Source organism: Staphylococcus schleiferi (assembly GCF_025558325.1).
GTDB classification, from domain to species: domain Bacteria; phylum Bacillota; class Bacilli; order Staphylococcales; family Staphylococcaceae; genus Staphylococcus; species Staphylococcus schleiferi.
On record NZ_CP094712.1, the window covers coordinates 978,121 to 1,000,387 of the forward strand.

General features: G+C 39.1%; 13 protein-coding genes, 26 tRNA genes, 3 rRNA genes and 1 pseudogene. 42 read left to right on the top strand and 1 reads right to left on the bottom strand.

The genetic code is table 11. The features are described from left to right. Positions 1–7 precede the first annotated feature (7 nt). From MUA40_RS04440 to MUA40_RS04590, 31 genes are all read left to right on the top strand, one after another. Positions 8–958, top strand: a complete 951-nt coding sequence (locus MUA40_RS04440; protein WP_016425480.1) for an NAD(P)-dependent oxidoreductase — start codon at positions 8–10, stop codon at positions 956–958. An 84-nt stretch (positions 959–1,042) separates the two neighbouring features. Beyond that, on the top strand, positions 1,043–1,510 hold the full coding sequence (gene perR / locus MUA40_RS04445; RefSeq protein WP_016425479.1) for a peroxide-responsive transcriptional repressor PerR: 468 nt from the start codon (positions 1,043–1,045) through the stop codon (positions 1,508–1,510). 670 nt (positions 1,511–2,180) lie between these two features. Then, positions 2,181–3,732: ribosomal RNA gene (locus tag MUA40_RS04450) — 16S ribosomal RNA — on the top strand. 105 nt (positions 3,733–3,837) lie between these two features. Beyond that, positions 3,838–3,914, top strand: a tRNA-Ile gene (locus MUA40_RS04455). A 36-nt stretch (positions 3,915–3,950) separates the two neighbouring features. Further along, a tRNA-Ala gene (locus tag MUA40_RS04460) sits at positions 3,951–4,026 on the top strand. 159 nt (positions 4,027–4,185) lie between these two features. Beyond that, a 23S ribosomal RNA gene (locus MUA40_RS04465) occupies positions 4,186–7,109 on the top strand. 71 nt (positions 7,110–7,180) lie between these two features. Then, a 5S ribosomal RNA gene (rrf, locus tag MUA40_RS04470) occupies positions 7,181–7,295 on the top strand. The 16S, 23S and 5S rRNA genes sit together here with 26 tRNA genes alongside, the layout of an rRNA operon. Positions 7,296–7,309: 14 nt before the next feature. Next, positions 7,310–7,385 (top strand) — tRNA-Val (locus MUA40_RS04475). A 17-nt stretch (positions 7,386–7,402) separates the two neighbouring features. Beyond that, positions 7,403–7,478, top strand: a tRNA-Thr gene (locus tag MUA40_RS04480). 4 nt (positions 7,479–7,482) lie between these two features. Continuing rightward, positions 7,483–7,558: transfer RNA gene (locus MUA40_RS04485), tRNA-Lys, on the top strand. A 3-nt stretch (positions 7,559–7,561) separates the two neighbouring features. Beyond that, positions 7,562–7,643: transfer RNA gene (locus MUA40_RS04490), tRNA-Leu, on the top strand. A 3-nt stretch (positions 7,644–7,646) separates the two neighbouring features. After that, positions 7,647–7,721, top strand: a tRNA-Gly gene (locus MUA40_RS04495). 7 nt (positions 7,722–7,728) lie between these two features. Then, positions 7,729–7,817: transfer RNA gene (locus MUA40_RS04500), tRNA-Leu, on the top strand. Between the two features lie 12 nt (positions 7,818–7,829). Beyond that, positions 7,830–7,903, top strand: a tRNA-Arg gene (locus tag MUA40_RS04505). 12 nt (positions 7,904–7,915) lie between these two features. Then, positions 7,916–7,989 (top strand) — tRNA-Pro (locus MUA40_RS04510). Positions 7,990–8,007: 18 nt separating this feature from the next. Further along, positions 8,008–8,083, top strand: a tRNA-Ala gene (locus tag MUA40_RS04515). A 31-nt stretch (positions 8,084–8,114) separates the two neighbouring features. Then, positions 8,115–8,188: transfer RNA gene (locus MUA40_RS04520), tRNA-Met, on the top strand. 23 nt (positions 8,189–8,211) lie between these two features. Then, positions 8,212–8,285 (top strand) — tRNA-Ile (locus MUA40_RS04525). Between the two features lie 8 nt (positions 8,286–8,293). Further along, a tRNA-Ser gene (locus MUA40_RS04530) sits at positions 8,294–8,386 on the top strand. Positions 8,387–8,402: 16 nt separating this feature from the next. After that, positions 8,403–8,476 (top strand) — tRNA-Met (locus tag MUA40_RS04535). Positions 8,477–8,487: 11 nt separating this feature from the next. Then, a tRNA-Asp gene (locus tag MUA40_RS04540) sits at positions 8,488–8,564 on the top strand. Positions 8,565–8,574: 10 nt separating this feature from the next. Continuing rightward, positions 8,575–8,647: transfer RNA gene (locus MUA40_RS04545), tRNA-Phe, on the top strand. 6 nt (positions 8,648–8,653) lie between these two features. Beyond that, positions 8,654–8,726: transfer RNA gene (locus MUA40_RS04550), tRNA-Thr, on the top strand. Between the two features lie 9 nt (positions 8,727–8,735). Further along, a tRNA-Tyr gene (locus tag MUA40_RS04555) sits at positions 8,736–8,819 on the top strand. Between the two features lie 7 nt (positions 8,820–8,826). Further along, positions 8,827–8,900: transfer RNA gene (locus tag MUA40_RS04560), tRNA-Trp, on the top strand. 2 nt (positions 8,901–8,902) lie between these two features. Further along, a tRNA-His gene (locus MUA40_RS04565) sits at positions 8,903–8,975 on the top strand. Between the two features lie 16 nt (positions 8,976–8,991). After that, positions 8,992–9,063, top strand: a tRNA-Gln gene (locus tag MUA40_RS04570). Positions 9,064–9,071: 8 nt separating this feature from the next. Continuing rightward, a tRNA-Cys gene (locus MUA40_RS04575) sits at positions 9,072–9,146 on the top strand. Positions 9,147–9,160: 14 nt separating this feature from the next. Next, positions 9,161–9,235 (top strand) — tRNA-Gly (locus MUA40_RS04580). Between the two features lie 27 nt (positions 9,236–9,262). Beyond that, positions 9,263–9,336: transfer RNA gene (locus MUA40_RS04585), tRNA-Gly, on the top strand. A gap of 34 nt (positions 9,337–9,370) precedes the next feature. After that, positions 9,371–9,454 (top strand) — tRNA-Leu (locus MUA40_RS04590). A gap of 341 nt (positions 9,455–9,795) precedes the next feature. Here the strand turns inward: MUA40_RS04590 and MUA40_RS04595 are convergent. Continuing rightward, positions 9,796–10,032: pseudogene (locus MUA40_RS04595) on the bottom strand (transposase); the annotation flags it as partial. Positions 10,033–10,594: 562 nt separating this feature from the next. Here MUA40_RS04595 and MUA40_RS04600 point away from each other — a divergent pair. The 11 genes from MUA40_RS04600 to ppx all read left to right on the top strand — a co-directional run bounded on the left by MUA40_RS04600 (position 10,595) and on the right by ppx (position 22,226). After that, positions 10,595–11,620: a D-alanine--D-alanine ligase family protein gene (locus MUA40_RS04600; RefSeq protein WP_016425477.1), complete on the top strand. Its 1,026-nt coding sequence runs from the start codon at positions 10,595–10,597 to the stop codon at positions 11,618–11,620. Between the two features lie 628 nt (positions 11,621–12,248). Then, entirely contained in the window at positions 12,249–13,310 is a 1,062-nt protein-coding gene (locus MUA40_RS04605; protein ID WP_016425476.1) for a PTS sugar transporter subunit IIC, read from the top strand. Between the two features lie 329 nt (positions 13,311–13,639). After that, complete coding sequence (locus tag MUA40_RS04610; RefSeq protein WP_126496414.1) at positions 13,640–15,100, top strand: ABC transporter substrate-binding protein/permease; 1,461 nt, start codon at positions 13,640–13,642, stop codon at positions 15,098–15,100. Further along, positions 15,093–15,821, top strand: a complete 729-nt coding sequence (locus tag MUA40_RS04615) for an amino acid ABC transporter ATP-binding protein (protein ID WP_167733053.1) — start codon at positions 15,093–15,095, stop codon at positions 15,819–15,821. Before MUA40_RS04610 ends, MUA40_RS04615 begins: the two co-directional genes overlap by 8 nt. Positions 15,822–15,996: 175 nt before the next feature. After that, the gene (gene queG / locus MUA40_RS04620) at positions 15,997–17,127 is read left to right on the top strand and encodes a tRNA epoxyqueuosine(34) reductase QueG (protein ID WP_262569947.1); all 1,131 of its coding nucleotides are present in this window, start codon (positions 15,997–15,999) and stop codon (positions 17,125–17,127) included. Further along, on the top strand, positions 17,127–17,597 hold the full coding sequence (gene trmL / locus MUA40_RS04625; RefSeq protein ID WP_016425471.1) for a tRNA (uridine(34)/cytosine(34)/5-carboxymethylaminomethyluridine(34)-2'-O)-methyltransferase TrmL: 471 nt from the start codon (positions 17,127–17,129) through the stop codon (positions 17,595–17,597). Before queG ends, trmL begins: the two co-directional genes overlap by 1 nt. Before the next feature lie 179 nt (positions 17,598–17,776). Further along, entirely contained in the window at positions 17,777–18,376 is a 600-nt protein-coding gene (locus tag MUA40_RS04630; protein WP_016425470.1) for a 6-phosphogluconolactonase, read from the top strand. An 18-nt stretch (positions 18,377–18,394) separates the two neighbouring features. After that, positions 18,395–18,547 (top strand): SAS053 family DNA gyrase inhibitor, encoded by a 153-nt coding sequence (locus MUA40_RS04635; protein WP_016425469.1) that lies wholly within the window; start codon positions 18,395–18,397, stop codon positions 18,545–18,547. 149 nt (positions 18,548–18,696) lie between these two features. After that, on the top strand, positions 18,697–19,122 hold the full coding sequence (locus tag MUA40_RS04640; protein WP_016425468.1) for a hypothetical protein: 426 nt from the start codon (positions 18,697–18,699) through the stop codon (positions 19,120–19,122). A 171-nt stretch (positions 19,123–19,293) separates the two neighbouring features. Next, complete coding sequence (gene fumC, locus MUA40_RS04645; RefSeq protein ID WP_262569950.1) at positions 19,294–20,679, top strand: class II fumarate hydratase; 1,386 nt, start codon at positions 19,294–19,296, stop codon at positions 20,677–20,679. A 20-nt stretch (positions 20,680–20,699) separates the two neighbouring features. After that, on the top strand, positions 20,700–22,226 hold the full coding sequence (gene ppx, locus MUA40_RS04650; protein WP_016425466.1) for an exopolyphosphatase: 1,527 nt from the start codon (positions 20,700–20,702) through the stop codon (positions 22,224–22,226). The last annotated feature ends 41 nt before the right edge of the window (positions 22,227–22,267 follow it).

Consider the following 22,267-nt stretch of genomic DNA (forward strand, 5'->3'; position numbering starts at 1 on the left):
GGTATATATGATTGTTGTCAGTTTAATGCGATTAGATGATCAAGAATCGCGTCTAAAAGAAGCTTATCCAGATGTGTCATTTCATTTTTATAAGCACCCATCAGAATTACCTCATGATATTCAAAAAGAAATGGATGTATTAATTACTTATCACGCAGAAGTAAATCAAGCATTTATAGAAAACGCACCAAACTTAAAATGGATTGCTTGGTATGCAACGGGTGTCAATACGCTACCTTTTGAAACGTTGAATGAAAGAGGCATTACGCTTACGAACGCAGGGGGTGTCCATGCACAGCAATTGACGGAATTTTTATTTGCTTATATTTTAGATGACTATAAAGAACTGAAAGAAGCATATAGCGAGCAACAAGATAGAATCTACAATCATAAACGTGTAACACCATCTGTCAGTGGACAACGTATTCTTTTTTTAGGTACTGGTAAAATACCTCAGAGAGCGGCACAAGTTGCTAAAGTTTTAGGTATGGAGACAATAGGACTTAATACGACTGGTCATGAGGCTGACTATTTCGATCAAACTGACTCGTTAGCTCGACGCCAAGAGATTTATGCATCAGCTGATATTATAGTCAACTTATTACCAGAGACTGAGGAAACTTATCATTTATTAAAACGTGAAGATTTCCAAGCGATGAATCAACATACTTTGTTCATCAATATTGGAAGGGGAACGATTACTGAAGAAGCGGTTTTAGTAGATAGTTTAAAAGAACATGAGATAAGAAAAGCTTATTTGGATGTTTTTGACAAAGAACCATTAGAAGCTACATCTAAATTATATGATCTTGATAATGTTTATATTACGGCACATATTTCAGGAAATCGTGATGACAATAAGAAACAAGCAACAGACATATTTTTAAATAATTTAGAAAATTTTCTCAATAACGGTGAAGTTAATGAGAATGTAGTTGATGTGAATAAAGGATATTAACATATCCATTGACATAAGCAGCCTCTAACCTTTATATTGTTATTAAGTAAGAATTATTATTAACTAGAGAGACGGGTGAAACTAATGGCTGCTGAATTGGAATCTCATGAACATCAATTACAAGAGTCAATAGCGTCTTTACGAAAAGCAGGCGTTCGTATTACACCACAACGTCAAGCAATATTGAATTTCCTAATTAAAGCACATTCACATCCAACTGCTGATGAAATTTATCAAGCATTATCGCCTGATTTTCCAAATATTAGTGTAGCTACAATCTACAATAATCTTAAAGTTTTTAAGAAAACAGGTATAGTTAAAGAGCTCACATACGGTGATGCCTCTAGTCGTTTTGATTTCGATACACAAAACCACTATCATGTGATATGTGAAAAATGTGGAAAAATCGTTGACTTTCATTATCCGCTATTGCATGAAGTTGAACAACTTGCGCAACATGTCACACATTTCGATGTAACACACCATCGAATGGAAATATATGGAATTTGTCAATCATGTAAAGAAGCTGAAGAAAAGAAAAAAGAATCATAGAAACTTTCAAACGCATTTAATGATAAGGTGCATGACTCATCCTTTCATTAAATGCGTCTTTTTTATTGATGGCTCCCGTGGTGATATTATGACTTTTACGGTACAGACTTTTAGATACAAAACGATCATGATAAGTAGAAGTCAATCCTCTTTTTAATAAAGTGAGACCTTTTATGTGAAAGTTAGTGCATATTATCCATCCTTAAACCACATTTTTCTTATGCAAAGATATAAAATTCTCTCTTAACGCGTCAGTTTACAAAATGATAGTAATATTTATTAATAAACATCTCTATTTTCTGTTGACGTATTTCATTCTGCTTGATAAGATATAAAAGTCGTTTCGAGCAAACAATATTTAAATTAACTTTACTTTGTAAATCAGGTTTTAAAAGTGTAAAATTAACGCTTGAATCTTCTCTGATAACAATATAAGATAATAAATGTTGAATGAAAGACAACAACTTATTAACAAAGAATTAAAAAAACTTTTAAATAATTGTTGACACAACAAAAGATTTAAAGTATAATTGATTCTTGTAACGGTAAAAATGAACATTGAAAACTGAATGACAATATGTCAACGTTAATTCCGATAATTTGAGTACTTTAACGTACTTTGAAGAGTGATTGACTTAATCAATCAACGAGCTATATCAAGCTTACTTCTTTTATGGAGAGTTTGATCCTGGCTCAGGATGAACGCTGGCGGCGTGCCTAATACATGCAAGTCGAGCGAACGGACGAGGAGCTTGCTCCTTTGAAGTTAGCGGCGGACGGGTGAGTAACACGTGGGTAACCTACCTATAAGACTGGAATAACTCCGGGAAACCGGGGCTAATGCCGGATAACATGTTGAACCGCATGGTTCAACAGTGAAAGACGGTCTTGCTGTCACTTATAGATGGACCCGCGCCGTATTAGCTAGTTGGTGGGGTAACGGCCTACCAAGGCGACGATACGTAGCCGACCTGAGAGGGTGATCGGCCACACTGGAACTGAGACACGGTCCAGACTCCTACGGGAGGCAGCAGTAGGGAATCTTCCGCAATGGGCGAAAGCCTGACGGAGCAACGCCGCGTGAGTGATGAAGGTCTTCGGATCGTAAAGCTCTGTTGTTAGGGAAGAACAAATGTGTAAGTAACTGTGCACGTCTTGACGGTACCTAACCAGAAAGCCACGGCTAACTACGTGCCAGCAGCCGCGGTAATACGTAGGTGGCAAGCGTTATCCGGAATTATTGGGCGTAAAGCGCGCGTAGGCGGTTTTTTAAGTCTGATGTGAAAGCCCACGGCTCAACCGTGGAGGGTCATTGGAAACTGGAAAACTTGAGTGCAGAAGAGGAAAGTGGAATTCCATGTGTAGCGGTGAAATGCGCAGAGATATGGAGGAACACCAGTGGCGAAGGCGGCTTTCTGGTCTGCAACTGACGCTGATGTGCGAAAGCGTGGGGATCAAACAGGATTAGATACCCTGGTAGTCCACGCCGTAAACGATGAGTGCTAAGTGTTAGGGGGTTTCCGCCCCTTAGTGCTGCAGCTAACGCATTAAGCACTCCGCCTGGGGAGTACGGTCGCAAGACTGAAACTCAAAGGAATTGACGGGGACCCGCACAAGCGGTGGAGCATGTGGTTTAATTCGAAGCAACGCGAAGAACCTTACCAAATCTTGACATCCTTTGACCGCTCTAGAGATAGAGTTTTCCTCTTCGGAGGACAAAGTGACAGGTGGTGCATGGTTGTCGTCAGCTCGTGTCGTGAGATGTTGGGTTAAGTCCCGCAACGAGCGCAACCCTTGAGCTTAGTTGCCATCATTAAGTTGGGCACTCTAAGTTGACTGCCGGTGACAAACCGGAGGAAGGTGGGGATGACGTCAAATCATCATGCCCCTTATGATTTGGGCTACACACGTGCTACAATGGACAATACAAAGGGCAGCGAAACCGCGAGGTCAAGCAAATCCCATAAAGTTGTTCTCAGTTCGGATTGTAGTCTGCAACTCGACTACATGAAGCTGGAATCGCTAGTAATCGTAGATCAGCATGCTACGGTGAATACGTTCCCGGGTCTTGTACACACCGCCCGTCACACCACGAGAGTTTGTAACACTCGAAGCCGGTGGAGTAACCATTTTGGAGCTAGCCGTCGAAGGTGGGACAAATGATTGGGGTGAAGTCGTAACAAGGTAGCCGTATCGGAAGGTGCGGCTGGATCACCTCCTTTCTAAGGATAATATACGGAAATATCACCAACAGGTGATAGACGGAATTAACATGACATATTGTATTCAGTTTTGAATGCTCATTGATTGAGGATTCAAATTCAAATGGGCCTATAGCTCAGCTGGTTAGAGCGCACGCCTGATAAGCGTGAGGTCGGTGGTTCGAGTCCACTTAGGCCCACCATTTGAAAACCGAATGGTGCATTAATTTTAAATATTTGGGGGCTTAGCTCAGCTGGGAGAGCGCCTGCTTTGCACGCAGGAGGTCAGCGGTTCGATCCCGCTAGTCTCCACCATTAATTTGATTGTACATTGAAAACTAGATAAGTAAGTATAGATTTTACCAAGCAAAACCGAGTGACAAGCGAAAGCTTGAAACAAAATTATCGCTAGTCGTCGACAGACGACTCACATAATTAATAACTGGTGTATTGAGCGAAAGCTCAATCATAAAAGATTAAGTTATTAAGGGCGCACGGTGGATGCCTTGGCACTAGAAGCCGATGAAGGACGTTACTAACGACGATATGCTTTGGGGAGCTGTAAGTAAGCTTTGATCCAGAGATTTCCGAATGGGGGAACCCAGCACGAGTTATGTCGTGTTATCCGCATATGAATTCATAGTATGTGAGAAGGTAGACCCGGAGAACTGAAACATCTTAGTACCCGGAGGAAGAGAAAGAAAAATCGATTCCCTGAGTAGCGGCGAGCGAAACGGGAAGAGCCCAAACCAACAAGCTTGCTTGTTGGGGTTGTAGGACACTCTATACGGAGTTACAAAAGTATTTGTTAGACGAATAACCTGGAAAGGTTAATCAGAGAAGGTAATAATCCTGTAGTCGAAAACGAATACCCTCTTGAGTGGATCCTGAGTACGACGGAGCACGTGAAATTCCGTCGGAATCTAGGAGGACCATCTCCTAAGGCTAAATACTCTCTAGTGACCGATAGTGAACCAGTACCGTGAGGGAAAGGTGAAAAGTACCCCGGAAGGGGAGTGAAAGAGAACTTGAAACCGTGTGCTTACAAGTAGTCAGAGCCCGTTAATGGGTGATGGCGTGCCTTTTGTAGAATGAACCGGCGAGTTACGATCTGATGCAAGGTTAAGCAGAAAATGTGGAGCCGTAGCGAAAGCGAGTCTGAATAGGGCGAATGAGTATTTGGTCGTAGACCCGAAACCAGGTGATCTACCCTTGGTCAGGTTGAAGTTCAGGTAACACTGAATGGAGGACCGAACCGACTTACGTTGAAAAGTGAGCGGATGAACTGAGGGTAGCGGAGAAATTCCAATCGAACTTGGAGATAGCTGGTTCTCTCCGAAATAGCTTTAGGGCTAGCCTCAAGTGATGATTATTGGAGGTAGAGCACTGTTTGGACGAGGGGCCCCTCTCGGGTTACCGAATTCAGACAAACTCCGAATGCCAAATAATTTAACTTGGGAGTCAGAACGTGGGTGATAAGGTCCATGTTCGAAAGGGAAACAGCCCAGACCACCAGCTAAGGTCCCAAAATATATGTTAAGTGGAAAAGGATGTGGCGTTGCCCAGACAACTAGGATGTTGGCTTAGAAGCAGCCATCATTTAAAGAGTGCGTAATAGCTCACTAGTCGAGTGACACTGCGCCGAAAATGTACCGGGGCTAAACATATTACCGAAGCTGTGGATTGTCCGTAGGACAATGGTAGGAGAGCGTTCTAAGGGCGTTGAAGCATGATCGCAAGGACATGTGGAGCGCTTAGAAGTGAGAATGCCGGTGTGAGTAGCGAAAGACGGGTGAGAATCCCGTCCACCGATTGACTAAGGTTTCCAGAGGAAGGCTCGTCCGCTCTGGGTTAGTCGGGTCCTAAGCTGAGGCCGACAGGCGTAGGCGATGGATAACAGGTTGATATTCCTGTACCACCAATATTCGTTTTAAGCGATGGGGGGACGCAGTAGGATAGGCGAAGCGTGCTGTTGGAGTGCACGTCCAAGCAGTAAGATTGAGTGTTAGGCAAATCCGGCACTCATTAAGATTGAGCTGTGATGGGGAGAGGAAATTGTTTCCTCGAGTCGTTGATTTCACACTGCCGAGAAAAGCCTCTAGCTAGAATATCGGTGCCCGTACCGCAAACCGACACAGGTAGTCAAGATGAGAATTCTAAGGTGAGCGAGCGAACTCTTGTTAAGGAACTCGGCAAAATGACCCCGTAACTTCGGGAGAAGGGGTGCTCTTTGGGGTTCACGCTCTGAAGAGCCGCAGTGAATAGGCCCAAGCGACTGTTTATCAAAAACACAGGTCTCTGCTAAACCGTAAGGTGACGTATAGGGGCTGACGCCTGCCCGGTGCTGGAAGGTTAAGAGGAGTGGTTAGCGCAAGCGAAGCTACGAATCGAAGCCCCAGTAAACGGCGGCCGTAACTATAACGGTCCTAAGGTAGCGAAATTCCTTGTCGGGTAAGTTCCGACCCGCACGAAAGGCGTAACGATTTGGGCACTGTCTCAACGAGAGACTCGGTGAAATCATAGTACCGGTGAAGATGCCGGTTACCCGCGACAGGACGGAAAGACCCCGTGGAGCTTTACTGTAGCCTGATATTGAAATTCGGTACAGTTTGTACAGGATAGGTAGGAGCCTTAGAAGCGTGAGCGCTAGCTTACGTGGAGGCACTGGTGGGATACTACCCTAATTGTATTGGATTTCTAACCCGCAGCACTTATCGTGCTGGGAGACAGTGTCAGGCGGGCAGTTTGACTGGGGCGGTCGCCTCCTAAAGTGTAACGGAGGCGCTCAAAGGTTCCCTCAGAATGGTTGGAAATCATTCATAGAGTGTAAAGGCATAAGGGAGCTTGACTGCGAGACCTACAAGTCGAGCAGGGTCGAAAGACGGACTTAGTGATCCGGTGGTTCCGCATGGAAGGGCCATCGCTCAACGGATAAAAGCTACCCCGGGGATAACAGGCTTATCTCCCCCAAGAGTTCACATCGACGGGGAGGTTTGGCACCTCGATGTCGGCTCATCGCATCCTGGGGCTGTAGTCGGTCCCAAGGGTTGGGCTGTTCGCCCATTAAAGCGGTACGCGAGCTGGGTTCAGAACGTCGTGAGACAGTTCGGTCCCTATCCGTCGTGGGCGTAGGAAATTTGAGAGGAGCTGTCCTTAGTACGAGAGGACCGGGATGGACATACCTCTGGTGTACCAGTTGTCGTGCCAACGGCATAGCTGGGTAGCTATGTATGGACGGGATAAGTGCTGAAAGCATCTAAGCATGAAGCCCCCCTCGAGATGAGATTTCCCAACTTCGGTTATAAGATCCCTCGAAGATGACGAGGTAAATAGGTTCGAGGTGGAAGCGTAGTGATACGTGGAGCTGACGAATACTAATCGATCGAAGACTTAATCAAATTTGTTCATAAGGTTTTACTTGTGAATGTATACTTACGATCTAGTTTTGAATGTATAACATTCAATTTAATCTGGTGCCAATGGCAAAGAGGTCACACCTGTTCCCATGCCGAACACAGAAGTTAAGCTCTTTAGCGCCGATGGTAGTCGGACTGACGTTCCGCGAGAGTAGGACGGTGCCAGGTTATTTTACATAATAGGAGAATTAGCTCAGCTGGGAGAGCATCTGCCTTACAAGCAGAGGGTCGGCGGTTCGAACCCGTCATTCTCCACCATTTAATTGAATAGAGTAGCCGGCCTAGCTCAACTGGTAGAGCAACTGACTTGTAATCAGTAGGTTGGGGGTTCAAGTCCTCTGGCCGGCACCATTTAGAGCCATTAGCTCAGTTGGTAGAGCATCTGACTTTTAATCAGAGGGTCAGAGGTTCGAATCCTCTATGGCTCACCATTAGCGGGTGTGGCGGAATTGGCAGACGCACTAGACTTAGGATCTAGCGCCTTACGGCGTGGGGGTTCGACTCCCTTCACCCGCATATGCAGAAGTAGTTCAGCGGTAGAATACAACCTTGCCAAGGTTGGGGTCGCGGGTTCGAATCCCGTCTTCTGCTCCATTGTTTTGCCGGGGTGGCGGAACTGGCAGACGCACAGGACTTAAAATCCTGCGGTGAGAGATCACCGTACCGGTTCGATTCCGGTCCTCGGCACCATTATTGCAACATGCGCCCGTAGCTCAACTGGATAGAGCGTTTGACTACGGATCAAAAGGTTATGGGTTCGACTCCTATCGGGCGCGCTACATACCTTCCGGGAAGTAGCTCAGCTTGGTAGAGCACTTGGTTTGGGACCAAGGGGTCGCAGGTTCAAATCCTGTCTTCCCGATTTAACATCATTAATTATGGGGGCTTAGCTCAGCTGGGAGAGCGCCTGCTTTGCACGCAGGAGGTCAGCGGTTCGATCCCGCTAGTCTCCACCATATTTAATTCAATATTGTAACAACTATATACGGCGGCGTAGCTCAGCTGGCTAGAGCGTACGGTTCATACCCGTGAGGTCGGGGGTTCGATCCCCTCCGCCGCCACTAATTTTAGTTGAATATTATTAGGACCTTTAGCTCAGTTGGTTAGAGCTAACGGCTCATAACCGTTCGGTCGCAGGTTCGAGTCCTGCAAGGTCCATATAATTAGGAGGAATACCCAAGTCTGGCTGAAGGGATCGGTCTTGAAAACCGACAGGGGCTTAACGGCTCGCGGGGGTTCGAATCCCTCTTCCTCCGCCATTATAAATATTATTACCGCGGGATGGAGCAGTTCGGTAGCTCGTCGGGCTCATAACCCGAAGGTCGGTGGTTCAAATCCGCCTCCCGCAATTATTTTTAAAGGTCCCGTAGTGGAGCGGTTTAACACGCCTGCCTGTCACGCAGGAGATCGCGGGTTCGATTCCCGTCGGGACCGCCATTATTATTATGGTTCAGTAGCTCAGTCGGTAGAGCAAAGGACTGAAAATCCTTGTGTCGGCGGTTCGATTCCGTCCTGAACCACTTTTTGCCGGCCTAGCTCAATTGGTAGAGCAACTGACTTGTAATCAGTAGGTTGGGGGTTCAAGTCCTCTGGCCGGCATTATGTCTTGGAGGGGTAGCGAAGTGGCTAAACGCGGCGGACTGTAAATCCGCTCCTTCGGGTTCGGCAGTTCGAATCTGCCCCCCTCCACCATATCAATAGGGGCATAGTTCAACGGTAGAATAGAGGTCTCCAAAACCTTTGATGTGGGTTCGATTCCTACTGCCCCTGCCATGGCGGTTGTGGCGAAGTGGTTAACGCATCGGATTGTGGTTCCGACACTCGTGGGTTCGATTCCCATCAACCGCCCTTTATTTAAAATTAATGGGCTATAGCCAAGCGGTAAGGCAACGGACTTTGACTCCGTCACGCGCTGGTTCGAATCCAGCTAGCCCAGTTACTTTTGGCGGCATAGCCAAGTGGTAAGGCCGAGGTCTGCAAAACCTCTATTCACCGGTTCAAATCCGGTTGCCGCCTCCATTGATATGACATATGCGGGAGTAGTTCAATTTTTAGAACACTTTCCTTCCCGGAAAGAGGTATAGGTGTAAGTCCTATCTTCCGCTCCATTATTTAAAATAACAATTGCATATCATGCGGGAGTAGTTCAATTCTAGAACACTTTCCTTCCCGGAAAGAGGTATAGGTGCAAGTCCTATCTTCCGCTCCATTTTCCAATAGTTGTATTGGATTTTTTAGATTATGCCGGTGTGGCGGAATTGGCAGACGCGCGGGACTCAAAATCCCGTGTCTTCACAGACGTGTCGGTTCGACCCCGACCACCGGTATAGATTAAAGCCCTTAAGCGTTGTGTTTAGGGGCTTTTTATAGGGGTTCTTTGTCAACGTCGGTTGGCGAGACGATGACGCATTAAGCAACGTTATTTTGTTGTTTAATGTGTTTTTTATATTCACTTACAAATACCTTGGAAATGAGGCTGTACACTTTATATGGTGGTTATGTGTCTATAATAATTAAGTCGCAAACTTCCGATTGCTTCTTCGAGTCTCGCTTTCCCAGGCGCCTTACCTCAACTAATTTTGGCTTTTATTGTAGCTCATAAGAAGCCAAAATGGATTTTCGGTTTCGGCTCTATGCCTCGGGAGTCTCGACTCGGTACGCAATCTATTTAAGCAATTTCACTATTGAAAAGTGGCATTGCTTTTTTCTTTGGTCTTTTATACAGTCTAAAAATAATAAAAATGCGATTTTTGAAGTTATAAAAGTTGCGATAGCCATATGAAACTCTTTTAATCAGTTTAACTTTTTGATTAATTCCTTCAATCGCTCCATTATTGAATTGAGGGGTTCCAATCGTATAAGCAATGATATCCTCATACTTTCTGTAGAAGCGTAACACTTTCCATCCATACATTTAAAACATTGTTTTAACAGATTTAAATACACTGCTATCTCTTGGAATCTTAAAAAAGTAATTCGCGATAAACGTTTTCCGTGTTTGTGTATTCGGTTTGGATTCGTATGATAACAGTGAGGACAAGTCATAGGCTTGTATGAAAGGGTACCAAAGATGACGTTAGATTTCTTACCTCTAATAACTACATCTTCTTCAACTTTAGTGATTTTAATATTATTATCTTTAATTTTTAGTAACTTTAATCAATCATTACACATAGGCGCAATATGTCTCCTTTATTTTTGGTTTAGTCACTTAAAATTATAGAGGCATTTGCGCTATTTTTGTACAAAAAAGCAGGATGACTTATGCCATCCCACCATAAAAAATGAAGAACCGAAATTTCTATAACCATAAGAAACCCATTGTATAAGCCTAAATAGTCTGATTTAATAAGATTTTAGTGTAATCAATTAAAAATGAGCTGTGAATTCAAAAGTAAAGTAATGTAAAATAGAGTTAAAATCAGAAAATTTTGACTGGATAAAATAGTCTTTAGGAGAGAAACTATATGAATATTATCGTATTAGCTGGTGGTTTAAGTGATGAAAGAGATGTTTCTTTATCTTCAGGAGCTCAAATCGCAAATGCATTAATCAAAAATGGTCATAAAGTATTGATGTTAGATTTATATTTAGGATTAAAAGAAGTTAAGAACTTTGAAGAAGCATATAATAAATATGGGGAATCTGTTTATGATTATGAGGTGCCTGAAGTTGCTCCAGATTTAGAAGAATTAATTGATAAAAACAATGGTCGGAAAAATGAAATTGGAGATAATATCATTGATATCTGTCAGACTGCTGATATTGTATTTTTGGGCCTTCATGGCGGTATTGGTGAGAATGGTAAATTGCAAGCCATATTTGATTTATACAATATCAAATATACAGGCACAGGGTATAAAGGTGGCCTATTGGCCATGGATAAAATAGTTTCTAAAGAGTTAATGACTGTCAATCATATTTTAACTCCTGAGTGGCGCATCATGAATAATGAAAATATTAATACTATCAAAGCACCTGCAGTTGTAAAACCTAATGATAACGGCTCGAGTATTGGAGTAAAAGTTGTCGATGATCAGCGTGAATTATTAGACGCTATTACATTATCAAAACAATATTCAGATACAATTTTAATAGAGAAGAAAATAGCCGGAAGAGAATTTTCTGTTGGAATTATAGGTGAAAAAGTGTTGCCAATTATTGAATTAATACCTAAAGACGGCTTTTATGATTATTCAAATAAATATCAACCAGGTGCAACAGAAGAAATTACACCTGCAAATATAAGTGATGATCAAACAGAAAGAATGCAAAATATTGCTTTGAAAGTATTTAAAAAGTTAGGCTTAGAAGTTTATGGTAGGGTTGACTTCATAATGGACAGTAATGATAATATTTTTTGTATTGAAGCAAATTCATTACCAGGTATGACACCCACAAGTTTACTTCCTCAAGAAGCTGAAGCGCATGGAATCAATTATGAACAATTATGTGAAATGATTGTTACGCATTCTCTAGAAAAATATCGTTAATTTCAATCATTTCTGTATAACTTAAGGTGTTTCATCTTAATTCAACATTAATTGGTTTATTTTATTTAACGGATCAGGATCATATTATATATGTAGAAGTTAAGCAATTGGATTTGTTTAACTTCTTTTTTAGTACCACTAGGATATATCAAAATAAAACCACAATTTTATATGGTTTCGAAATCGAGTTGAAATAGCGTCTTATTCTTTTTTATTGTTTTATATATATCTCTATATTTTAATCAAGCTCAGAGTATAAAAATGATTGACTTTGTTTTAGTTTCAATCCTTTACATACCTATTGTTAAAGAGAATAAAATAGAATTATACTAGAATTGTAATAATCATTTGAAAATCATTGAGGATAGTTAAATTCATAATGAAATGATTCAAACTATAAAGTTATATTGAAAGAGTGCAAATGTTCACTTCATTGTAGGTGACGAATTTATACGAAAATAAATTTTAGTAGAGTGTTAAACGTTGAGAGCTTAATAGCTGATGATTTAAGACCTTTTAGAAAAATTTGTAATAGAAAAAGGTTGGTTTAAAATTTATATTTGCATATTGTTTCAATCTATATCTTATATTATGATAAAGCTATTCTTAATAGAGGAGGACACAACAAGTGACTTCAAAAGAAAAATCGAGTAACAAGTCTTTCTTCAGTGTGATCTTAAATGCTGTTGCAGCAGGTGTGGTCATAGCGTTATTACCCAATGCATTTTTAGGTGAATTGCTTAAATTTTTTAAAGAAGGTCAACCCCTCCTTGAGCAACTCCATCAAATTGTGGTCGTGATTCAGTCGTTTATGCCATTTATTATCGGTGCACTGGCTGCGCATGCGTTTAAATTTTCTGGCTCAGGTGTTGTATTTACTGGTACTTCAGCAATGATTGGCTCGGGTGTCATTCAATTTAAAGGAAGCCAGTTCATTTTGCAAGGTGTCGGGGACATTATTAATGTCATGTTGATCGTAATGCTCACTTGTTTCTTATTTAAAGTGTTAGATGGCAAATTTGGCTCACTCGATATGATTATTTTACCTATAATTATTCCTGTGTTTTCAGGTATTGTTGGTCTATTAACACTGCCTTATATAAGCCGTATTACAGGAGCTTTAGGTAAAATGATTCAGACTTTTACGGAGCTAAACCCGCTTATAATGAGTATTCTTATTGCAATAACTTTTGCGTTATTAATGGTAACGCCCATTTCTCTTGTTGCTATTGCGACGGCGGTATCGTTGAGTGGCTTAGCGAGTGGGGCAGGAAATATGGGTATTGTTGCTGCGAGTATGACATTCTTGGTTGGCTCATTGCGTGTGAATAAAGCAGGTGTTCTCGTTGTTCTTATTATTGGTGCTACAAAAATGATGATTCCTGTTTATTTCAAACATCCAATTATTATGATTCCTCTTACAATAAACGGTATTGTTACAGGATTAATTACTTATCTTATAGGCATTAAAGGAACACCTATGTCTGCGGGATTTGGTTACTCTGGATTTGTAGGTCCGATTAATGCATTTAACCGTATGGATGGAGATCCAACGATGAATATGATTTTACTCCTGTTTGGTTATTTTATTGTTCCATTTACGGTCGCGTGGTTTGTTCATCAAGTGTGTAAAAATATTTTACCAGGTTATCGTGATGATATTTATCGTTTTGAGATTCCGAAACAATAAACACTATTCTTTATGGAATACATAAACAAATACACAAAGAGTATATAATTAGAAAGACTGAGATTTCGTCCTATTTGACGATAACTCAGTCTTTTTTACTTTCTATTTTTCCTTTAACTTCATATAGCAATACGATAGCGCCTCTTGTTCATTCTTTATAAATCACCTGCAATTTTCACCCAATTGACTGTTAACAATAAGACAAAAATGTATACAAAAATCACGTAAGCTGGGGAATTCACTATAAACTGCGCGTTTTTAAAATTTATTATTGCATAAAATTACGCAAATATGTATAATAATGAATAAATTTAAAAGGAGGTCCTGAGATGAAGTATTTGGGGAAGCTGATTACAGCACTATTTATAGTTGTGTTACTTATATGTCAATCGCCTCTTGTGCACGTATCAAAAGCTGCAAGCGAGGATCAATGGCAAGTCATTAAAAAAAGAGGTGTATTGAAGGTTGGACTTTCAGCAGATTATGCACCAATGGAATTTGAAAGAACAGTTCATGGTGAGAGGGAATATGCAGGTATCGATATTGAACTTGCGAAAAAAATTGCCAAGGATAATGGTGTTAAGTTGAAAATTGTGAATATGCAATTCGATAGTTTGTTAGGGGCTATAAAAACAGGAAAAATCGACATGATTATTTCGGGTATGACACCGACAGATGAGCGTAAAAAAGAAGTTGATTTTTCAGATAACTATATGACTGTTCAACAAAAAGTGGTTATTCGTAAAAAGGATAAAGCACATTATCAGACTTTGGATGATTTAAAAGGAAAGAGAATTGGGGTCCAAAAACAAACGACGCAAGAAGAGTTAGCAAAAAATGAAATTGAAGATGCCGATATTCAATCTTTAACACGATTACCAGAAGTCATTTTATCATTAAAAAGTAATAAAGTAGATGCGATTGTTATGGACAGTGCTGTCAGCAAAGCTTATTTGACACAAAATGATGACCTTACTTTTTCTAACGCATCATTTGCGGATTCTGACAAACCTACAGCTATTGCGATACCTAAACATTCTCCTGAATTAATGGATAAGGTAAATCAAACAATTGCAGATGTAAAAGATCAACATCTAATGCCAAAATACGAAAAAATAGCTGCGGACGCAATGGAAAATGATGGTAACTTTTTCTCTAAATACGGTACATTTTTTGTAACTGGTTTAAAAAGTACAATTCTGATTTCAATCATCGGTGTGGTCTTAGGGGCAGCTTTAGGCGCCGTCATTGCATTAATGAAAATTAGTTCAATCAAGCCATTAAAATGGATTGCTTCTTTTTACATTGAGTTTTTACGGGGAACCCCTTTACTTGTACAAGTATTTTTAGTGTTTTTCGGGACAACTGCAGTTCTTGGACTCGATATTTCCGCTTTTATATGTGGTGCCGTAGCTTTAGTCATTAATTGTTCTGCCTATATTGCCGAAATTATACGTGCGGGTATCAATGCAGTTGATAAAGGACAAACCGAAGCGGCGAGAAGTTTAGGTTTGAGTTATGCTCAAACGATGAAAACCGTGATTATGCCCCAAGCGATTAAAAATATTCTGCCTGCTTTAGGGAATGAATTTGTAACTGTAATCAAAGAATCATCAATCGTATCCGTTATTGGTGTGAGCGAAATTATGTTTAATGCACAAGTGGTACAAGGTGCTTCATTTGATCCATTTACGCCATTACTCATTGCGGCTGTATTATATTTTGTATTAACGTTCACACTTTCACGTTTGATGTATTTTGTTGAAGGGAGAATGAGAGTCAGTGATTAAAATTAAAGAATTAAATAAAACGTTTGGAAACAATGAAGTTTTAGTGCAGATTGATATGGAAGTTCATAAAGGGGAGGTCGTTGCTATTATCGGGCCGTCTGGTAGTGGTAAAAGTACTTTATTACGCTGTATGAATTTATTAGAAGTTCCTACAAAAGGAAGTGTCATTATTGAAGGAAGAGATTTAACAGAAAAAGGGACGAAAGTTGATGAACTACGTCAAAAAATGGGAATGGTTTTCCAAAATTTTAATTTATTCCCGCATAAAAAAGTCATTGATAATATTATTTTAGCCCCAAGTTTATTGAAAAAAGGAGATAAAGCATCTTTAAAAGCCCATGCGCTCGATTTATTAGACAAAGTCGGTCTTAAAGATAAAGCAGATGCCTATCCGAATCAATTGTCTGGCGGACAAAAACAAAGGGTTGCGATTGCACGTGCACTTGCTATGAATCCTGATGTTTTATTATTTGATGAACCTACATCAGCGCTTGATCCCGAAGTTGTCGGGGAAGTGTTGACTGTAATGAAATCTTTAGCAAAAGAAGGGATGACTATGGTGGTTGTGACACACGAAATGGACTTTGCCAAAAATGTGAGTGATCGTGTGATATTCATGGCGGATGGTCATATTGTTGAAGATGGACCTTCTCATGAAGTTTTTGAAAATCCGCAACATCAACGGACACAAAACTTTTTAAAACGTGTATTAGTTAAATAATGATTTATAAATAATTTGAATGGCGTAAGCAATGACAATAGCCTAGCAATGGGTGAGTATGCACGCCATTCTTTATTATTTTGTGCTTATTCGAATAAAAAGAACTTGAATGAATTACAACGCAGGTCTAGAAAGATATGTTAAAATAGTGTGGTGACTTTTAAGGGGTGAGTTTATGGATGTCTTACAATTAAAAGAAGAAATAATAGAGTATGCCTACAGTATAGGTATAAATCGTATCGGTTTTACGACAGCTGACCCGTTTGATGAGTTGAAACAAAAATTAGTGGATTACCATGCGAAAGGGTATGCATCTGGGTTTGAAGAATCAGATATTGCTTTAAGAACAGAGCCTAAGTTATCATTGCCAACAGCAAAATCTATTATTGCCATCTCAGTAGGATATCCAAACAAACTAAAAAATGCGCCTAAAAGTGTTCGCGGAGACCGACGTGGAATGTTTGCGCGGGCCTCTTGGGGACAAGATTATCATGCCATTATGCGAAAGCGTTTAGATAAGTTAGCCGCATTTATCGAAGCTAAAGTGCCCGATGCAGAGATGATGTCTATGGTTGACACCGGTGTTTTATCTGATAGAGCTGTTACTGAACGTGCAGGATTAGGTTTTGTAGGTAGAAATAGCTTTGTGATTCATCCTGATTTAGGGACGTATACCTATTTAGGTGAAATGTTAGTGAATATCCCGTTTCCTCCTGATGATCCGATCATGGAGAGTTGTGGCGATTGTACAATATGTGTCGATCGTTGCCCAACTGGCGCACTTGTTGGTGACGATCAGTTAAACAGTCAAAAATGTATTAGCTTTTTAACACAAACGAAAGGCTATTTGCCCGATGAATATCGTTATAAAATTGGAAATCGTTTGTACGGCTGTGATACGTGTCAGCAGGTTTGCCCTAAAAATAGAGGGATTAATATTGAGCAAGATGATATTATATTAGAACCAGAAATTTTAAAACCAAGATTAGTGCCATTATTGAAAATGAATAATAAAACATTTAAAAATACGTTTGGTCATCTTGCAGGTGCTTGGCGTGGCAAAAAACCTATCCAACGTAATGCCATTATAGCTTTGGCACATTTTAAAGAAGAAGATGCGATTCCAGATTTAAAAGAGGTCGCAGAAAATGATCCGAGACCGCTTATTCGAGCAACTGCATTTTGGGCGATTGGTCAAATTCAAGGCGATTTAGCTAAACCTTATATTATGGCACATTATGAAAATGAAGATGAAGAAGTACAAATTGAAATGTTAAAAGGCTTAGAAATGAGGAGAGATGGATAATGACAATTCATGTCGTATTATACCAACCAGAAATACCTGCAAATACAGGAAATATTGCACGTACATGTGCAGCAACAGATACAAAGTTACACTTAATTCGACCATTAGGTTTTAGTACAGATGACAAAATGTTAAAACGTGCAGGTTTAGATTATTGGAAATATGTTTCAATTACATATTATGATAATATTGAATCATTTTTCGAACAAACAGCAGGGCAGTATTTCTTACTCACTAAATTTGGTTCGAAAAATCATACATCACAAGATTTTTCAAATCCTAATGAAGATTATTATTTCATATTCGGAAAAGAAACAACGGGCTTACCGGATTGGGTCAAAGAAAAATATGAAAGTACAGCTTTGCGTATTCCTATGAATGAAAATGTCCGTGCACTGAATCTATCGAATACAGCTGCTATTTTAGTATATGAGGCATTGAGACAGCAAAATTATCCAAATTTACAATAGTTCTGTCAATCAACAGGATTAGACAGCTATCACAAGAATTTAATGACTAAAAAGGTTATAATTGAAAGTGAACATGAGTCAGCATGATGCCTAATGAATGATGTTTTAATATGTCAATAAAATGGGTATGTAGTTATTAATGTTATAGACTAGTAAGGACAATAGAGGAGTGTACGATAATGGCAATGAATTTTAAAATATTTAAAGATGCAGAAACAGTGGCAAAATATACAGCAGATATCTTAAGAAAACAGCTTAATAATAATCCTACCTCAATTGTAGGTGTCCATTTAAATGAAGACCAAGCGCCGGTTTTAAATTTTTTAAAACAAGATGTTGATCGTCATAGTGTAGATTTTAGTCAAATTCATATTTTGGACTATGATAAGCAAGCGTCATTTTTTAAATCATTAGGCGTACCAGAGAAACAAGTGCATGAAGTTCCAGATGATGACAATGTTGAATCATTTATTGCCCATCATGCTAAAACAAAAGATAACAAAGGAAAATTAACGTTACAAGTATTAACTATTGATGAAAACGGACAAATTGGGTTACCAATGAATGATGCCGTAATGCCAGCGCGTGAAATTATTGTCGTTGTCACAGGTTCAAATAAAGCGGCACAAGTTCAAAAGTTATATGAAGAAAATGGGAATACAAGCTTTATTCCGTCAACATTAAAAACACATCGTATGGTGACTGTTGTCCTTGATGAAGCGGCTGCACAAGGTTTACCAGATGATGTTAGAGCCTATTTTACTTCATTATATGCATAAATTAGAGGTGGCAATTTAATGAAAGATGATCAAAAACAATATGAAAATGAAATGGTCGAAGGTTTTGATGATGTCGTTGAATTAGGCAAAGAGATGGAACAAATTTCAGAAAAAAATGATCAAGATAAATTAAATCAAGATCATGATGCTGATATTCGATCAGATAAGTAATCTTTTAATCAAAATTACACATATTGTCTTTATAAGATGGAAAACAGGGGCGAAAGTTGATCGTAAACTTTCGCCTTGTTTTGTCGTTGAGCTGTACTAAAATATGATAAAATAAGGGCGTCTATAGAAAAACTTGAAAGGTGACATACATGAAATTATATCGTAAATGGGGATTGTTACTTGTATTATCAACAATCATTAATCTATTGTCTATCAAAGCATTTCCGCTTGCTTTAGGGACTTTATATCTACCTGTGTTGTTCAAAGTTGTCCAACTCCAACTCAATCTATCCAATGGTCTTATTGATGACCGTGCTGCCAGTGCGCAAACTTTTGTAAGAGCAAATCAAAAAGGCATTGTCATTAGTGTGATTTGTTGTATTGCGATTACTGTAGCATTGACAATATATCTTGCTGACTTTTATCAACAATTACAAGGTTTTTGGGGGTTATTAATCGATTTTAGCCCAATAACAATGGTCATTGGATTGATTTTATATTTATTATCTGCAATCGCTATTGTTCAAGCTGTAAAAATTAAATTTCTTAATCATCGTAAAGAAGAAAAAGCATAAGTCTTACTTATTTCTTCATCCTTAAAAAGTAGTCTGTAACGCGTTAATTCTATTAAACGCAGCGCATACTACTTTTTTGTTTTATCTCCGAAACAGAATTGAATGGGCATTTCAATTAATGCTATAATTTAATTGAAGAATAACATTCTAAATTAAAGGGGAGCGAGATCAATGTCAGTAAGAATTGAACACGATACATTTGGCGAAATTGAAGTACCAGCAGATAAATATTGGGGTGCACAAACACAACGCAGTAAGCAGAATTTTCCAGTCGGTAAAGAGAAGATGCCTATCGAAGTCATATACGGTTTTGCACAATTAAAACGTGCAGCCGCACTTGCAAACCATGAATTAGGAAAACTTAGTGATGCTAAAAAAGATGCTATTATTTATGCTTGTGAACGTATATTAAATGGTGAGTTAGATGAACATTTTCCATTAGTCGTATGGCAAACAGGAAGTGGCACGCAAAGCAATATGAATGTTAATGAAGTCGTAAGCCACGTTGCAAATGAATATTTAGCGTCTAAAGGGATTGATGAAAAAATACATCCTAATGATGATGTGAACAAATCTCAAAGTTCTAACGATACTTTTCCAACTGCCATGCATGTTGCTTTATATCATCAAGTAGAGACGCAATTAGAACCAGCAATTAAGCGCTTAAGAGATACTTTCTATCAAAAAGAACAAGCATTTAAAGACATTATTAAAATCGGGCGCACCCACTTACAAGATGCTACACCTATTACACTCGGTCAAGAAGTGAGTGGCTGGCGCTATATGTTAGAGGTATGTGACAATTTATTAGCAGAATCTAAAAAACATATTCTCAACTTAGCGATTGGTGGTACTGCGGTTGGTACAGGTATTAATGCACATCCAGAATTTGGTGATAAAGTAGCTGCTTATATTTCAGAAAATACAGGCTATCCATTTGTTTCTTCTGAAAATAAATTCCATGCATTAACAGCGCATGATGAAGTTGTTCAATTACACGGTACGCTTAAAGCGTTAGCGGCTGATTTAATGAAAATTGCCAACGACATTAGATGGTTAGCCTCAGGTCCACGTGCCGGATTAGCAGAAATTTCTATCCCTGAAAATGAACCAGGCTCTTCCATTATGCCAGGTAAAGTTAATCCAACACAATGTGAAATGTTGACGATGGTGGCTGTTCAAGTCATGGGTAATGATACGGTAGTAGGTATTTCAAGTTCACAAGGTAACTTTGAACTCAACGTTTTCAAACCTGTGATTTTGCATAACACATTACAATCAATTTATTTATTAGCAGATGGAATGACCACGTTTAATGATAATTGCGCAGTAGGAATCGAACCGATTGCTTCACATATTGATGATTATCTTAACCGTTCATTAATGCTTGTAACCGCTTTAAATCCTCATATCGGTTATGAAAATGCAGCAGCCATCGCTAAGAAAGCACATAAAGAAGGCTTGACATTAAAAGAAGCAGCAATTCAATCCGGACATTTAACAGAAGCGCAATTTGATGAATGGATTAAACCCGAAAATATGGTTCATCCTAAATAGTTTGGAGGCATTTTTAAAGCATGGAACGAAACGGTTTAATAGATATTGGTTCGAATACGATTCGCTTGGTTATTTTTCAATATGATGAACGTACAGGGTTAAATGAAATTCAAAATATTAAAACACCTGCAAGGTTAAGTCAATATTTGGATGATGATCAGAATATGACACAAGAAGGTATTGATGTATTGACTACCGCACTGCGTAGTTTTAAAAAAGTTGCAGATAAATTTAAAGTCAAGCATCTATATCCAATCGCAACTGCAGCGATACGACAATCCAAAAATCAACCTCAAATTTTAAAATCAATTCAAAAAGAGTTAGGTATTAAAGTCATTGTCATTCCTGAAGAGGATGAGGCATTTTATGGTGCATATGCTGTGACGCATACGACAAGTATTCAAAATGGAATCACAGTTGATATCGGTGGTGGCTCTACTGAATTGACATTGTTCGAAGATAAAAATATCAAACAAGCCATCAGTTTTCCGTTTGGGGTTGTTACTTTAATCAGAATGTTTTTTGAAGGCAAGGAGCATAATGATAAAGATGCGATTAAAAAAATAGAGAAGTTTTTAAAAGGTGAATTTGAAAAAGTAGATTGGATTCAAAATAAAGAGGTTAATTTAATCGGTATTGGCGGCTCGGCACGTAACTGTGCACGTGTACATCAAGCAGGACATAATTATCCTATTGCTGGTGTTCACGGTTACACGATGGCACATGAAGATCTGAAAGAAGTTTATCAAAAACTGAAGAAATATTCACGTGATGAATTATTAAATTTAGATGGGCTGAGCCGAGACCGTGTCGATATTATTTTGCCGGCAGTTGCTGTATTTAACGTGCTTTTTGATATGATCCATGCAAAAGCATTTGCTTTCTCTAGAAAAGGGATTCGTGAAGGCTTTATTATGAATCAAATTGCTAAAAAACATAAAAATGAATTTAATAAAGCGAATGTTTTAAGTGATGCTTTAAGACATCTTGCGAACGAATACAAAATTGAAGAAACAGGTGCGGAACAACGCGTTAAACTTGCACAATCGTTACTTGATCAACTGTCAGAAGCTAGAAAATTGAACTTTGAGGCATCATCAAAACAAATTTTTCTTGAAGCGGCATATATTTACTATCTTGGTAAGTTTATCGATGCAGATTCAAGTTCACAACATACGTACTATATCATTGCGAATTCAAGTATTAATGGTTTATCTCATAAAGAACGTGTGCGTCTTGCGCTATTAGCAAGCTATAAAAACAAAACGTTGTTAAAAATATATAGCGATGAGACGAAATGGTTTAGTGATGATGAACTTTCTGAGATTCAAACATTAGGTGGTGTGATTAAGTTTACGAATGCCCTTAATATTTCAAATACGAATAGTGTGAGTCGCGTTGAGTTAAAACAAAATAAAGATGCTTATGATTTATATGTTTATTATAAAGGCGAGCCTATCGCCGAGTCATACCAAGCCAATCGTCAGAAAAAGCATATTGAAAAAGTGCTTAAAACTAAAATTAATATTGTGTTTACAAAATCTTGAAAAATGACTTTAGATTTTTATGTTACGCTAAGAACATAAAC

Bases quoted from the DNA above. Each gene is read 5' to 3' on its own strand.
- perR (WP_016425479.1), top strand. From the start codon at position 1,043: ATGGCTGCTGAATTGGAATCTCATGAACATCAATTACAAGAGTCAATA.
- MUA40_RS04635 (WP_016425469.1), top strand. From the start codon at position 18,395: ATGAAAGATGATCAAAAACAATATGAAAATGAAATGGTCGAAGGTTTT.
- ppx (WP_016425466.1), top strand. From the start codon at position 20,700: ATGGAACGAAACGGTTTAATAGATATTGGTTCGAATACGATTCGCTTG.
- MUA40_RS04630 (WP_016425470.1), top strand. From the start codon at position 17,777: ATGGCAATGAATTTTAAAATATTTAAAGATGCAGAAACAGTGGCAAAA.
- MUA40_RS04610 (WP_126496414.1), top strand. From the start codon at position 13,640: ATGAAGTATTTGGGGAAGCTGATTACAGCACTATTTATAGTTGTGTTA.
- MUA40_RS04640 (WP_016425468.1), top strand. From the start codon at position 18,697: ATGAAATTATATCGTAAATGGGGATTGTTACTTGTATTATCAACAATC.
- MUA40_RS04600 (WP_016425477.1), top strand. From the start codon at position 10,595: ATGAATATTATCGTATTAGCTGGTGGTTTAAGTGATGAAAGAGATGTT.
- MUA40_RS04440 (WP_016425480.1), top strand. From the start codon at position 8: ATGATTGTTGTCAGTTTAATGCGATTAGATGATCAAGAATCGCGTCTA.
- queG (WP_262569947.1), top strand. From the start codon at position 15,997: ATGGATGTCTTACAATTAAAAGAAGAAATAATAGAGTATGCCTACAGT.
- fumC (WP_262569950.1), top strand. From the start codon at position 19,294: ATGTCAGTAAGAATTGAACACGATACATTTGGCGAAATTGAAGTACCA.
- trmL (WP_016425471.1), top strand. From the start codon at position 17,127: ATGACAATTCATGTCGTATTATACCAACCAGAAATACCTGCAAATACA.